We start from the raw sequence: 14,395 nt of genomic DNA, 5'->3' as shown, positions 1-14,395 counted from the left end.
AGACTGGAAGGCGCAGGGTTTGTGAAATTTTGGTAGAGGTAAACGTTCACATGTCCTGCCCAACATTCCAGCCAGGCGCCCCTCTGAAAGGATCAGGTCATGGCTTGTTCTGTCACTCCTCGCAAGAAGGGGATGAACATTAACCAGGTTAACACACCAAAGATGCTGAGAGTAGCCTGCAGGCCAAAGTACTGGCTGAGCAGGCCGCCAAGCACTGGACCGAGCGCCGAGCAGCCAATGGCGAACGTACGATACCCTGCGGTGACACGGCCCTGCAGCTCCGCAGGCACGCTTCGGCCCTGGAGTGCAGCCACTGCGATGGTCCACATAGGACCAACCAGACCGCCGAAGAACATGCTTGCGCCAATTAACCAGAGATTTGTGGTGAGTCCTGGAGTGGCGAACATCAAGCCATTGCCCAGGATATTGAGACCAATGGCCCAGCGGCGTCCCAGCCAGCGCTGCACAGGGATAGTGAGCGCCGCCCCCAGAACGCTGCCCACGCTGATTACTGCCAGGAGCAGACCGTAGGCAGGAGCAGCCAGATCTAAGGGACCCGGCTTGACTGCATAGAGTGCCATCACAATCAGGTCGCCACTCCAGGCAGCATTAATTACCCCTGCCATGAGGCTAATCGTCAGGATCAGCCGTGTATGCCAGAGGTAGCATAGTCCTTCCAACATCTCTGTGCCAATATGTCGATTGACAGAGCGCACATTGCGTAACGGTCCCCGTAGACAAAGCAGCGCCGCCAGTGCGATACCCGCGCAGATCCCTCCCCCACTCAACGAGAGCGCTACGCCCACGCTCACCAGAAAACCGCCCAGAGGGTCCGCTACCAATCCAAGTACATTTTGCGCGCCCACCAGCAAGGTATTGGCTCGTTCCAGCTTGGTCCGAGGGACAACCATTGGCACTACCGAGGCCAATGCAGGCTCCTCCACTGTCTCTGTCATACCCAGGATCGCGGCCAGCACATAGAGCAGCGGGAGGGAAATGTGCCAGAAGAGCACCGTTAGGAGCACCAGAGCAAAGGTGGAAACACGTATCGCGGTGGAGAGGAGCAAGATACTGCGTCGATCATAACGATCACCCAGAGCTCCAGCGCAGAGACCCAGCAACAACGCAGGCAAAAGTTGGGCGAAACCTACTCCTGAAACCAGCAGGGGCAAGCGAGTCAGCCGAATCGCCAGCAGGGGCAAAACCACCTGCATCGCCGCGTATCCAATATAATTAGCATTCGAAACGACCCAGAGCACCAGAAATTGTGCTCGTTCGTCAGTCAGGCGTTGCGCCTCCTTGCACTCAGGGGTGGCATGTTTGGGGCCAGGCGTTTTGGAGGCACAGTAAATCTCCCCTGGCTCTTCAGGAGCAGGGGGCTGGTGATAAGATCCTTGTGTAGACATCCAGAATATTCTCCGTTCACTACAAACACAGCATGGAGCCCAAAATCTCCTCAGCTGTGTGCTTCTCTCAGACGCATATGTAGTGGCGGCACCTCAAACAAAGAGGTACCGCTGAACGAAGAACAAGATCAAGATTCACCGCATCGCCTGTTGCTATCCTTTTTCTTGAGATGCAGAGAGTGTAGCACGATGCAGGGATGCAGACAAGCCTTTCTACAATGGCAGGCTTTTGATATCCTCCGCGACAAAAGACAGATCATTGTTGAATTGATGATTGCCTTTATTTTGTGTGAGGAATGAGCGTAACAATCATGTAAAACATTTAAGTTCCTTTAGAGGCTTCTCCAGGTTTTTCTTCTGCCCTCTCTTCCGTGGTCCAGGAAGCAGAGCTTAAATAGGGCGCTATCTATATCTATCGCACACACGACACGTTATCTAAGCCTCCAATTGGGCATGAGTGTTGTACAGTAGAGATGTGATGCGATTAACGCAATGAAATCAAGAAAGGACCAATACGTATGAATGAATCTGCGATCAGTCAGTATCTCACCGGGACATTTGAGGGTGTGGATGTGGTGATTGCTTCGGGCGATAGCTTCTTCTTCTACAACCCGGATAGGAACATACCGCCAGATCACCGGTTTCCGTTTGTGACACTTGTGACCAGTGATATCAATGATCCATTCTCTCACCTCAATCGTCCCTCGGTCTTTCGTTTGAACATAGGCATCGGCAAGCAGACGTTTCACTCACTCTTCGGCGATCCTGCAGCGCTCCCTTCCGTCAGCGCGGCTGACAGTGGCGAGATCTCTGGCGACTACGATTTTGCCGCCCTGAATCAGCTGATGCCCCACCCGGTGTATGGCCGAATGTTGTGGGTGTGTATCCTCAACCCTAGCGATGAGATGTTTGAAACGAACGTGCGACCACTGCTTACTGAGGCCTATGAAATGGCGGTGAACAGGCACAAGAGACGAGCCGCTCGCAATTAGGCTCCAACCAGAGAAGATAATGCAGCAGGCGTACCAAGGCGACATTCCCGATGAGCGCACGCGGGAAGGCGATCTCGTTGGCTGACCTGCGACCATTGGGCAATGCTTGCAGGAGATCGAAGAAGCCGGAGTACAGGAGGTTATTCTCTTCTTACGAGATTCTGCCCCTCTCGATTTCGTCCGACACTTTGCTAAAGTCTGTATCAGAAAATAGCACTATAGCTCTTTTCTCACCAGAAGTTGCGAGAAGTATCTCCTTGACGTGACTATTGAGTGGCAACGGTTGTAAACATTCTAGGGAAATGAAGCCTTTGGACCAAATACTCATATGCCCACGATGCCGTTGTCCTCATTTCTAGCGCTGCTTGACGTGCTTAGCAAGTACAGCTATATCTGCTCGGCAATAAATTTAGAGAGGATGAAAGGGATCTTCACTTGACAAAAGCATACCAGGCAAACTATAATTTGACCATGGAGAGTAAAAATAAACCAGATGGTCAGAAAGCACTCTCGTTTATTGAAGCGACGAGACGAGCGCAAATTATTGCTTGCGCGATCGAGACGATTGCGACGCTGGGGTATGCGCAGGCTTCTGTGGTTCAGATTGCGAAAAGAGCCGGGACAAGTAAGGGAGTGGTCTTCTATCATTTTACAGATAAGGAGACCTTAATCGAACAGGTGGTGAACGAAGTATACAGTTCTGGCACGCAGTACATGGAACCACGCATAAAAGCACAGACCACAGCGGTAGAGATGTTGAAGACATATATCCAGACCAACCTGGAGTTTATTGGATCACATCGCATGTATGCACGGGCTATAGCGGAGATTATGGCGAATTATCGTACAGAGGGCGGCAAGTTGCGATATGATGTTGTCGCTGAAGAGCCAGTGCGAGCTATACCGGAGATGATTCTGCGTAAAGGTCAGCGAGATGGACTCTTTAAAGCCTTTGATCCATTTGTGATGGCAGTCACTCTCAGGAGAGCTATTGATGCTGTCCCTGCTATGCTGGAGGCTTATCCAGAACTCGACCTGGATGCCTATACCCAAGAATTGATAACGATCTTCGATCAGGCCACCCGGAAAAACTGAGAAGTATATTACTGGTTTAGATGTGAAAAAAGCGCCGAAACATTTAAAGGACATATTAAGGATGAAAAGAATGTTTCTCCCTCGTTCAAGGAAGCAAAACCGTAATCAAGCGGCCTCACCGCCTATTTCTGAACAGGATTCCACTGTGGCTTTGCAGATCAACGGACTCTATAAGTCGTTTGGCGAGACCGTTGCTGTCAACCATCTGAACCTGAGTGTCCCGGCTGGTTCGTTCTTTGGGCTCGTTGGTCCTAATGGGGCTGGCAAGACGACAACACTCTCAATGGCAGTAGGGCTGCTGCGGCCAGATGCAGGAAGGGTCAGGATCTTTGGGCGCGATTTGTGGAAACAGCCTCTCCAAGCAAAGACACTGCTTGGGGTACTGCCAGATGGGTTGTCGCTGCCTGAGCGGCTCACAGGGCGAGAATTATTGACCTATCTCGGCCTCCTGCGAGGTTTAGATGCCCGTACTGTCCAAAGTCGCGTGGAGGAGTTACTGGATGTACTGGACCTGGCTACTGCTCAACGGACCCTCCTCATCGATTATTCAACTGGAATGCGCAAGAAGATTGGTCTGGCAAGTGCCCTGCTTCATGGCCCTCGCCTCCTTGTGCTCGATGAGCCCTTTGAGGCGGTTGATCCGCTCTCAGCCTCCACGATCAAGACGATCTTGCAGCGTTTCGTAGAGTCTTCAGGCTCGGTTCTCTTCTCAAGCCATGTCATGCCGCTGGTGGAGCAGGTATGCACACATGTCGCGGTGGTTACACGGGGAGAAGTCATAGCGGTGGGCGAGATTGGACAAGTACGGGGAGAAAGCAGCCTTGAGGCAGCATTTCTGCATCTTGTAGGTGGTAAGGCTGGTGGCAAGGAGGGGCTCACGTGGTTGGCATCGTAATCATAAAAATGAAATTGGCTATCCTGTCACATTCGTTTACTGGAAATCGAGCCATTTGGCTGGCTATCAGAGCCCTTTTAGGGCTCATGTTGGCCGGAGCAACAATCTGGCTGGCTGCCTCCTCTATGAATGAGCAGAATCAGGCCGCTGGCCTAGTCTCGCTGGCCTTTTTCTGTTGGATGATTGGTTGGTTGCTGGATGGGCTGTTACGCAGCGGAGACGAAAGCCTCCAGACTCACCACTTTACCCTGCTCCCTCTCTCTTCCTGGCAGGTCACGCTTGGCTTGTTTGGAACTGTCTGCATAGGTGTTGGTCCGGTTGTTACCTTGATAGCCTATACGTTACCACTGATCATCATTGCTACGAAGATAAGCTTGCTGGCGATCATCATCGCGCTTCCCGTCGCTCTCCTCCAATGGATAGGCACACTCTTGCTGGCAAGCATCATCACTGAGGTATTGCATGCTCAAGCAAAATCGCGGCTCGCGACAGAGATAGCCGCGATTTTGCTTGGATTGCTGCTGGCGCTGGCATTCACATGGTGGACTTTGTTTCCCCTCTTCGAGAGCATCAGCCGGATGATCTCCTCTGGTCCTGCACCACTTTTGACGAGGCTCTTTATCCTCCTGCCTTCGGGCTGGGGCCTGGTTGCGGTCAACGCAGCAGGAGCACATACCTGGCCGAGTGCATTGGGGATACTGATAGGCATGACTGTATGGTGTGGACTGCTATTTTTTGTCTGGTCAAGGTTGCTGAGGAGACAAACGAGAGCGCTGCTGGGCACCCGACCGAGTAAGAGTAAGGCAGGCTCGACACGAGAAGGATACCAGTTGCTTGCAACGCCGCTCTTTGCTGTTATAAGCAAGGAACTCATAATGTGGCGACGCGACCCCTGGCGCGCTCGCTTTCTGCGTATGGCTTTCTGGGTCGGCCTCTTTTCTGGGACCATCCCATTGATTGGTGGCTGGACCAGCTTTTTGCCGTGGATGGGCGCTTTCATGATTATCATCATAGCCATCCCGGCAGGCAACATCTACGCTTTCGATGGCAGTGCCCTCTGGCTCAACCTGGGCATTCCAGGGAGCGAACGCATTGATATACGAGGCCGACAACTCGCGTGGCTGCTGCTTGTCGCTCCCGTTACCTTGCTCCTCACACTTACGCTCACCTGGTGGAGTCAGCAGGACTGGGCCTGGCCCTGGGTCCTGGCTATCGTACCGGCACTGCTTGGTGGAACAGCAGGTCTGTTAGCTCTGGTCTCGGTTTTCTTGCTTGTTCCTCTGACTGAGCCATGGAAGAGAAATCAGAGCCCAATAGTCACCGGGCCGGATAATGGACAGATCACATTACAGATGCGCCTCATGCTGCTCCTTGTCATCGGTCTGGGACTGCCACCAGCGGTTATCGTCCTAGCCGGAACTCTGTTACATCTGCCCAACATGCAATGGTTCGGAGTCCTGGTCGGGATTGGGGAAGGGATCCTCTTCCCCTGGTGGTCTGGTCGCCTGGCTATCCAGCGATTGGAAGAGCGCGGATCGGAGCTGTTGAATGTGATGCGACATGGAAAGGCTGTGCAGATGAAGAGGGCAACGCATACACAGCATGAAGAATTGCCAAAAGGAAAAAGTGCGGTGATTGCATTGTTAATCATCTCTGGTATCCTTGCAACCATCCCTCAAGGAATTGTTGCACTGATCTTCAACCTCGCTGGCATACAGAAACGAGTTTGGTTTGCCGCCCTCTACTTGCCACCGCCGTTCCAGCTTCCAGCAAGCCTGATCTTTCTCCTGCTGGGGATAAGTGCGTTGGTCGGAGCTGGTTTGCTGCTAAAGAGTAGTAGAAAAAAACGCTAGCCTATCAAAAAACGGTACATGCTCTTAAGCCTTCTGGGGTCATCACTAATAAGACCTCTGTAGTTGCGTCGGTGAAGGGATGTATTGCTTTATATACTACAGCACAGAAGCAGTCCCTCGAGTACCCAGAGACCGCTACTGATACGCCTGAGCTTGAAGGTGAAAGAGCCAGCTTCTTATCCCGCTCATAGAGCTTCGTTGACAGGTCCCAGAAACGAGCAATAAGGAAATCACTCAAGTTAAAGAGTTGGATTTCTTTATTATAGGTATCAGTGGCCATTCATAGCATCAAGTAGCTCAAAAGGCGGCGCTTAGGCGATCTGAACCTGATGTGAGACCAACTCCTGGAGGAGAACCTGAATAGTACTACTCAAAGCCCCCAAGAAACTGGAGCAGAGTGTGATGCCAAGTTGCAAGCCAATTGGCCGCCAGATAGGGGATGCATCCTGGATGTAAATAGCCTGAATAACACTGTCAACCACCACAGCAGTAAGTGAGAGACTGATAGCCGGAATAATACCTTATAATGTGGCCTGTTCAGGCTGGTTCAACCGGCACCTGGGATGGTACCGTACGCCTGTCGCTTGCGAAGACCTGGCAGGCATCGGGGGCGAACGAAAGCAGAACGGACTGGCCGACCGTGAAACGCTTGGCGAGATAATTGGGGATATCGGCAATGAGTGTAGTATGCTCGTTGCTGTGAACGTGAAAGCGAGTGAATGGACCCAGGAAGGTGCGCAGTTTGATACTACCCATGATACGATTATCCTTTGTGTCTCCCTTACTGTGAGCAGCTTCCTCAGATGTGGCGGCTAGGAGTGAGACCTCCTCCGGGCGCACCATGATCAGAACAGGCGCCCCGTTGTTGAGGTGCGTCAGAGGTGGCGTGAAAATATCGTAGTCGCCTACCTTACATCTGCCCTGCGCCGCGGATGCAACCATGCCATCGAATTGATTGCTTGTGCCAACAAACGTCGCGGTAAAGATGCTCTGCGGATGATTGTAAATTTGCTCGGGCTGATCGATCTGCTCGATTCTGCCCTTTGTCATGATTGCGATGCGGTCGGAGATTGCCAGGGCCTCTTCTTGGTCGTGCGTGACGTAGATTGCGGTCATCATCAATTGCTGCTGAATGCGTCGGATCTCGTTGCGCAGAGAGACACGCACTATGGCGTCGAGCGCCGAGAGCGGCTCATCGAGCAGCAGCACTTTTGGTTCAACGGCCAGGGCACGTGCGATGGCGATACGCTGCTGCTGCCCGCCGGAGAGTTGGTGCGGATAGCGCGAACCCACCTCGCCGAGTCCCACAAGCTCAAGCAGTTCGGCACAGCGTTGTCGGATACGTGTGCCAGGAAGTTTTTTGATCTGCATACCGAAGGCTATGTTCTGGGACGCAGTGAGGTGCGGGAAGAGCGCGTAGGATTGAAAGATCATACCCATCGGGCGCTTGCTGGCCTGGCGGTGGGTGATATCCTCGCCATCGAGCGTAATAGTGCCCATGGTTGGTGTCTCGAAGCCGGCGATCATGCGTAGAACCGTCGTCTTGCCGCAACCGCTGGGACCCAGCAGGGTCAGAAACTCGCCTTGCTTAATCGAAAGGTCGATATGCTCCACGGCTGTGGTGGGGCCAAAGGTTTTTGTGATGTTCGCCAGGTCCAGAAAAGACATAGATAGTTCCCTCATCTCACTATTTTACCGTAACGATTTGCACCTGTTGTTGCCTGCTCGCAGATCTGCTTCTTAGAAAGAGGAGCAAGATGAGCACACACACGAGTGTAAAGAGAAAGCTCAGAATTGAGAGTGCGGCGGCCTTGCGCGCATCGCTTTGCCCTACCTGGCTCAAATAGATGGGAAAAGTATAGATGCCGAAGAGCGAGGAGAGCGTAAACTCGCCCATCGCTGTGGAGAAGGTCAGCAGCGCCGCGCTCACCACGCCAGGGAGAATGTTGGGCAGCACGATAGTCAGAAATGTGCGCCACCAGCCTCCACCGAGGCTGTACGCAGCCTCGGTCAGCACGCGCGTATTGATGGTGCGCAAGCTGCTATCAATTGGACGGTAGGTAGCGGGCAGCGACACAATGACGTAGGCACATATCAGTAACGATGGTGTACCGACAATATTAAATGGCTGACTACTCAACAGCGGCACGAGTCCCAGCGAAAGGACGGCTACGATACTGTTTGAGCCGCCGTAGACTTCATTGAGCCCCACCGCGAGTAGGATGGCGGGAAACGCAAAGGGAACGAGCGAAAGAAAATCCAACAATGGTCGAGCCTGGGGCAAGCGCAACCGCATCCAGTACACTGTAGGCGTCACAAGCACAACCGCAAGGATGGTTGCGGCGAGCGACAGTTCCAGCGAGAGCAGCAGGGTCTGCAAGAAATCCTTATCAGAAAATACCTGCTGATAGCTGCCCAGGTCCAGACCATTGCCGCTTGAGAGAGCGAAGATCAGCGTCGCACCTAAGGGAACCAGCAGGTAAACGACAAAGAGCACGACGAAAAGGGTGTCCTTTTGAAATGCCGGGCGTGCAGTTGTATTCTTCTGTATCTGCATTGTGGCTATCTTTCTTGCCAGCGGCTCACGCGCCGCAGCATGCTGGTATAGAGTGTGACCGCGAAAAGCAGGACGACGAACATCCCCACGGCGAGTGCGTTTGCCAGGCCGGGATCGATAGTGACATTGCCATTAACAGCGAAGGCAATCTGGATCGTCACCAGGTTGATATTTCCTTGCGCCAGGGCGTATGCCGTGGCGAAGGCACCTAGTGAGTTCGCGAAAAGAAGCATGGCCGCCGCGACAAGCGAAGGCAGAATGATAGGAAAGGCCACGCGTCCCCAGTAGGTTGCCCTTGATGCACCCAGGTTTGTCGCGGCCTCAAGCCATTCCGGTTTGAGTGCGTTGAAGGTTGGCATGGTCAGCAGAACCATTAGTGGTAACTGAAAATAAGTATAGGCGAGAACGAGTCCCAGAAAGCTATAGAGGCTAAAGCCTTCGTTATAAATATTTATGTGCAGCAGGCGTTGTATGAGGACGGTGATTAGTCCGGTGACACCGAGTGTTGACACAAAGGCGAACGCGAGCGGGATACCGGCGAAGTTCGCCGCAATACTCGAAAACCCGATCAATAAATTCCTGAGCCAGCTGGTGCGCGTCTTGTAGATGCCATAGGCCGCGAAAAATCCTACCACGGTACCAATGAGGGCCGTAACGAGCGAGAGTATAATGCTATTTTGGAACGCGCGCAGATAGACGGCGCTTGCAAGCAAGGCGCGAAAGTTATTCAAGGTCAATGCGCCGCTATTGCTATCTGTAAAGCTGCCCTGAATGATGATAAAGGCGGGCAGCAGTTCAAACAAGAGACAAAAAAGTAGAAAGGGAAGTAACCCCAACCAGCTTGCGAGCGAGTAGCGCAGGCGAAAGCCGCGTTGCAGCCTAACCTTTTCCCGCGTAGCCGTTGCAGTGGTGCCATTAGCTGTAGGTAATTGCATCTCATTAACTCCTCAGGAAAGGCAAGAGGGAAGGATACCTGCCGCTCCGCGAGGAGTTTCCCGGTCAGTGCGACATGCATCCCTCTGGCAGCGATTACTGGCCGAAGACAGTGGACCAGTTTTGTACCAACGTCGTCGACGCTTTGGAGAGTAGATTCAGATCGGTGACAAACTTGACATGCGCGTACTGCTCAGCCGCTGGCAGCTTGGCCGCAAGTTCCTGTGGCACCTTACCCTCGCTAACCAGTTTCTGATAACGCACTGGATGCGCGTAGCCCCTGAGGTAAGAAAGCTGGCCCTCATCGGAATAGATATGCTCTATCCACAGGCGCGCGGCGTAGGGATCTGGCGCCGTCTTATTAATGAAAGAGATATCAGGACCCGCAATCGAGCCATCCGAAGGAATAATCACTTTCAGATTGGGCTTCCCCTTCAGCTGATCACGGTAGCCCAGTCCCGCGAAATCCCACATAATGCCGATCGCCACCTCACCCTTGGTCATGTTCGCGAGCGTCGAAAAGGCTGGCGTAAAATTCCCCTTCTGCTTCAACTCCTTAAAGAAATCGATGCCAGGCTGAATATCATTCAGGCTGCCGCTCATAGCGAGCGCCGCCGAGTAAACGCCAATGAACGCATCATTGGACTGGCGAGGATCGCCATCGATGCCCACCTGATTTCTGTAATTGCCGGAGAGCAACTCTTTAAACGAGGTTGGAGGATTCTTCACGATATCGGTATTGATCACAAAGGCTTCCGTGCCATAGTACTCGGTACACCAGTAGCCATCAGGATCTTTCAGGTTCGCCGGTACATCGTCCCAGTGTGCATGCTTATAGGCCGCCACCAACCCCTGCTGTTTGGCGCGCGTACCAAATTTAAAGCCCGCATCGCTGATATCTCCGTGTGGGTGCGATTTCGAGCGCGTAAATACCTCAAGCTGTTGGGCCGAAGAGAACAGCGCCTCGGCCTGGTACTCGATGGGCACGTATTTGGCGGCAAAGGTGGCCAGGGTCTCTCTGTAATTTGCCCATTCTGGCGAAATGCCGATACCCTGAAGTTTGCCTTCCTTCTTCGCGTTGCTAATCAATGTCTGCATATCAATTGGGCCAACCTGAGAAATGCTGCCAGTAGAATTCGTCGTGTCCCCACCGCAGCCCTCCAACAATGCTGCGAGCCCCACAGAAGACACACCCAGCGCGCCTGCCTGCTGCAAAAAACGACGACGGCTATGGGGGGAAAAAATACGCTCAAACGACTCCAGATCGCGCATGGATATGGCTACCTCCGAGTTCCTATTGCTAACGGCATACATATAAATCTTATGTATGCATAGGACGCTATTGGCTGGCGCGATGGGTCAAATTTATGAGAAAGAGTGAGAGATGGTATAGCAGGAGGTGAGTATCTCTTAGTGCATGTGGCCAGGAATAGGCGATGATTTGGCGCGCCTGCTCGTCCGTACATTGGAGCAGGCGCGCGTGGCACTTCTGGCGCGTCTGGGTTAGTATGTTGCCATCATTATATTCCTTCCTTCTGTTTAAAGCTAGAAAAAAATAGCACAATGCCTGCCCTTCAGGCACTTCCTTTGGCTTTATCTTTATGCTTGATTTTACCTCTCTGCTCAATCATGTATCAAGAAAGGCCATACCCTAGGTTCGGACACAAGTCCCCGAACCTAGGGTATGGCCTTTCTTATTATTCTTCAGCAATACGATTGCTCACAGACGGGCGACGCGCAAGATCATGCGTCGATGGAAGTGCGCTAGCAGAGGGGGAATCGCCGTCAGGATGTTCTCGGTAAAGAGTTGTTGCCGTCCCAGCACGATGATTAAGAAGCCGATGCACTAGGCAGGGTTCTCCATCAACAGGTCTCAGGGAGCGTTGGGTGGCAGACAGGCGTAAATAAGTCCCTGCGTCACCAGTGAAAAAACGATTGACGACCCGGCCCTCTCGGGACTGGAGGCCGGGTCGTCGGGCGAAGTCCGAAACGCACACGTGTTGCAGAGGCCACGAGGCGTCGGAGGATACTATAAGCTTTGATCTTGGATCTCTCCGATCGCATCGCAGTGGTGATCCTTCAACCTCTGGATGGGATACAGGATTACCACTTCGTTTTGATGATCGGCTCTTATTTGATGCCGCTGGCTTGATGGAGCCGGGTCCAGAAGGCGGGGTCGTTTGGATCATAGGTTTTTTGATGCAGGCTATCATCGGGCCCGACGGCGAGCTCGTCGTTGATCGTTTTACAACTGCCTTCATAGGCACCGGTAGAAAAAATGGGGAGATTCCACTGGGTGAAGTGCAGGTAGTAGTAGGTAGCTGTACCGGCGACTTTGTCTGCTCCAGATGGACAGTCCGATGGCGGATTTGCTGATGGGAGGGTTTTGATCTTGTCATAGAGTGCGGTGACCAGTGTTTTATCCGCGACCTGGATATCTGAACGTTGGTTGTGGTCGTCTAGCTTGATGAGTAAGTGATCAGGTCGGGCTGGAGCGAAGGTGACGCTGGCCAGGAGTGATTGCCATGCTTGAGTAAACTGCTGGTTGATGCTGTAGTTGCCACCACGAGTTATATTTTTTCCTTCGATGGTGATGACATTGAGCCGGGTGGATATGCATGCCATGATGGTCTGCTTGCCTGCCTGGAAGACCAGTTGATATTCTTGTTGGCTGGTCACTGAGCAGTCATTGAATTTGGGTGATACAGGTAGAGCCTGGATAATATTGTAAAACTTCTGCACTGTGGCGGCTGTACTGATCCAGGCGGTTTGTGGCATAAATTGGTGGTTTTGGATCGCCATAGTTTGTGGTTGCGCTGGTGGTGTGGCCGCATGGATGGCCTGATCGAGTTGCTGCCAGAACTGAGCATTGGCTTGTCGTGAATGTGCCTCATTAGCAATGGTGATTGGTCCACAGCCGAAGCGGTTGGCTGTCATAGTCGCCAGGAGGTGCGTGCCCCGTTGAAACGTGAGCTTATAGGCTGGTCCCGCTTCTGCGGTACACGCTTGATTATCTGGCTGTGTCGGCAACGCTTGAATCAAGGTATAGAAATTTTCGACCCGCTTTGGGTCTCTCAAGGTGAGCATTGGCTGGTTTGGGGTAGAACCAGGTCCAAGCATTTTTATCTGCACCTGATCTGGCATTTCCCCGGACCCATTCTGGCCTCCACAACCACTCGCGAGGAGTAGAACACTTGAGAGCAGCAGACCTATGAAAAGACCTCGATAATATGTTTGCACCGTTGAAGTCTCCTTGCCTGTTTGTAAGTTTGATGAAAAATATTCATTACTTCTCTACCAGACGTTAACTATCAACGATTTGTTCCACAATGCAATGTCTCTTAACGGCTTATACTACAACGATTGTTGTTCTTTTTCATGTTGGCGAGCCAGGATTCGTGATGAGACGGTCGTTGTTCTTTTGGGTTTGGCCATCTGAAATTGCTCTATTGTGAGCATTCTCACTGTGTTTGAAGCGAAAGAATACGTCCTATTTACTGGCTTTTTCGATTGATGGTTGAGCAGTACTGTTCAGTAAGCGTTCGACGATGACGACATCGCGCCAGACGCCGTCGAGTTGACCGTGGCGTTCGTAGATGCCAACTTCACGAAATCCCAGCGAGCGAACCAGATGCCGGCTGGCCATATTTTCCACAAAAATCCGTGACAGGACTTTCCAGAAGCCTGCCTGTTCAGCTTCACGTAAGAGTGCTTGCAGGGCCAGTCGACCCACGCCTCGACCACGCCAATCCCGTTCGACATAAATCGAAAACTCCGCGATTCCCTGATAGCATTCCCGATGGCGATAGGAGGAGGTCGAGGCAAAGGCAATGATCTCTTCCTGTTGCTGGACGACCACAATTGGATGGCGGCCATCAAACCACTGCTCGATGGCCTCGGTTGTTCTTAGCTGAGTCTCAAAGGTGCCCACGCGGTCTTCGATGCCCTGGTTATAAATGCTGGCAATAGCGGGAGCGTCCGTAGGGGTGGCTAATCGTACGTACATGCTGCTGATCCTCCTTGTTCTGGTTCCTCGTGTGCTGATGCCTCGCTGTCGAGTGTGAGTAGTGCTTGCTGAAGGAGTTCAAGTGATGAGTGCACTATCTCATGCTGTGAGGCGAGAATATGTTCACCTGTCTGTTTGGTCAGGCCATTGAGCGTGGTGTTGAGGTCGGTGAGGCGCTTTCCTCCTGCTGTGGATAGTGAGAGATAAATGAGTTGCTTGTATTGTAGCTCATTCCACATTGGATGTCCATTCGTTTCGCGCGTCTGCGCTGCCTGAAGGAGGTGCTCCTCTATGTGTGTGCTGTTGCCGTAGCGAAAGTAGAAGATCAGGATGCATTCTCTCGCAATAATAATGTACATATGCCAGATTTATATGATAAAAAATCCTGCTCGTCAAGACCAATTTACAATAATTTGTATGACAAATTATTGTAAATTGGTGCTTATTGTGTGTGAAAAAATACGATAAAAGCGGCTTTTTGGTATAATTACTATAAATACTATTGACTTCTGCGAGGAAGTAATGGTATATCTACTTCAATATATGTTCTACACATTTGAATATGTGAGTGATGCTGCTGCCATCGAAACCTTACTATTTCTGATGGGTACCTCGAGTATGCGTCAGCGATTGGCATCAGACTGTTTAGTATTCTCGT

At 52.0% G+C, this 14,395-nt stretch carries 12 protein-coding genes and 1 pseudogene; 4 read left to right on the top strand and 9 right to left on the bottom strand.

The genetic code is table 11. From position 1 onward, the window contains the following. Window positions 1–92: 92 nt before the first annotated feature. Window positions 93–1,406 (bottom strand): MFS transporter, encoded by a 1,314-nt coding sequence (locus EL633_RS24675; protein WP_126629942.1) that lies wholly within the window; start codon window positions 1,404–1,406, stop codon window positions 93–95. Between the two features lie 518 nt (window positions 1,407–1,924). Here EL633_RS24675 and EL633_RS24670 point away from each other — a divergent pair. From EL633_RS24670 to EL633_RS24655, 4 genes are all read left to right on the top strand, one after another. Next, on the top strand, window positions 1,925–2,398 hold the full coding sequence (locus EL633_RS24670) for a DUF6194 family protein (protein WP_126629941.1): 474 nt from the start codon (window positions 1,925–1,927) through the stop codon (window positions 2,396–2,398). Between the two features lie 435 nt (window positions 2,399–2,833). Then, a complete protein-coding gene (locus tag EL633_RS24665) occupies window positions 2,834–3,493 on the top strand; it encodes a TetR/AcrR family transcriptional regulator (RefSeq protein WP_126629940.1) in 660 nt (219 codons plus the stop codon). A gap of 70 nt (window positions 3,494–3,563) precedes the next feature. Beyond that, window positions 3,564–4,388 carry an ABC transporter ATP-binding protein gene (locus EL633_RS24660; RefSeq protein WP_126631877.1) on the top strand — a complete coding sequence of 275 codons (825 nt, stop codon included), beginning with the start codon at window positions 3,564–3,566 and terminating at the stop codon, window positions 4,386–4,388. After that, window positions 4,373–6,241 carry a hypothetical protein gene (locus EL633_RS24655; protein WP_126629939.1) on the top strand — a complete coding sequence of 623 codons (1,869 nt, stop codon included), beginning with the start codon at window positions 4,373–4,375 and terminating at the stop codon, window positions 6,239–6,241. Before EL633_RS24660 ends, EL633_RS24655 begins: the two co-directional genes overlap by 16 nt. Before the next feature lie 537 nt (window positions 6,242–6,778). Here the strand turns inward: EL633_RS24655 and EL633_RS24650 are convergent. From EL633_RS24650 to EL633_RS24620, 8 genes and pseudogenes are all read right to left on the bottom strand, one after another. Next, on the bottom strand, window positions 6,779–7,909 hold the full coding sequence (locus EL633_RS24650; protein ID WP_126629938.1) for an ABC transporter ATP-binding protein: 1,131 nt from the start codon (window positions 7,907–7,909) through the stop codon (window positions 6,779–6,781). A 19-nt stretch (window positions 7,910–7,928) separates the two neighbouring features. Next, window positions 7,929–8,798, bottom strand: a complete 870-nt coding sequence (locus EL633_RS24645; RefSeq protein WP_126629937.1) for an ABC transporter permease — start codon at window positions 8,796–8,798, stop codon at window positions 7,929–7,931. 5 nt (window positions 8,799–8,803) lie between these two features. After that, window positions 8,804–9,733 (bottom strand): ABC transporter permease, encoded by a 930-nt coding sequence (locus EL633_RS24640; protein ID WP_126629936.1) that lies wholly within the window; start codon window positions 9,731–9,733, stop codon window positions 8,804–8,806. 94 nt (window positions 9,734–9,827) lie between these two features. Then, window positions 9,828–11,003, bottom strand: coding sequence for an extracellular solute-binding protein (locus EL633_RS24635; RefSeq protein ID WP_161982409.1), 1,176 nt, complete (start codon window positions 11,001–11,003; stop codon window positions 9,828–9,830). A 451-nt stretch (window positions 11,004–11,454) separates the two neighbouring features. Continuing rightward, window positions 11,455–11,574, bottom strand: a pseudogene (locus EL633_RS38295) (formate/nitrite transporter family protein); the annotation flags it as partial. Between the two features lie 287 nt (window positions 11,575–11,861). Further along, complete coding sequence (locus EL633_RS24630; protein ID WP_126629934.1) at window positions 11,862–12,971, bottom strand: hypothetical protein; 1,110 nt, start codon at window positions 12,969–12,971, stop codon at window positions 11,862–11,864. Between the two features lie 250 nt (window positions 12,972–13,221). Then, a complete protein-coding gene (locus EL633_RS24625) occupies window positions 13,222–13,737 on the bottom strand; it encodes an arsinothricin resistance N-acetyltransferase ArsN1 family A (protein ID WP_126629933.1) in 516 nt (171 codons plus the stop codon). Then, window positions 13,722–14,096, bottom strand: a complete 375-nt coding sequence (locus EL633_RS24620) for a hypothetical protein (protein WP_126629932.1) — start codon at window positions 14,094–14,096, stop codon at window positions 13,722–13,724. The genes EL633_RS24625 and EL633_RS24620 overlap by 16 nt, the downstream gene beginning before the upstream one ends. Between the last annotated feature and the right edge of the window lie 299 nt (window positions 14,097–14,395).

Origin of the sequence: Dictyobacter alpinus (genome assembly GCF_003967575.1) — a bacterium.
Lineage (GTDB): Bacteria > Chloroflexota > Ktedonobacteria > Ktedonobacterales > Ktedonobacteraceae > Dictyobacter > Dictyobacter alpinus.
This window is presented reverse-complemented; position numbering and strand designations above follow the sequence as displayed.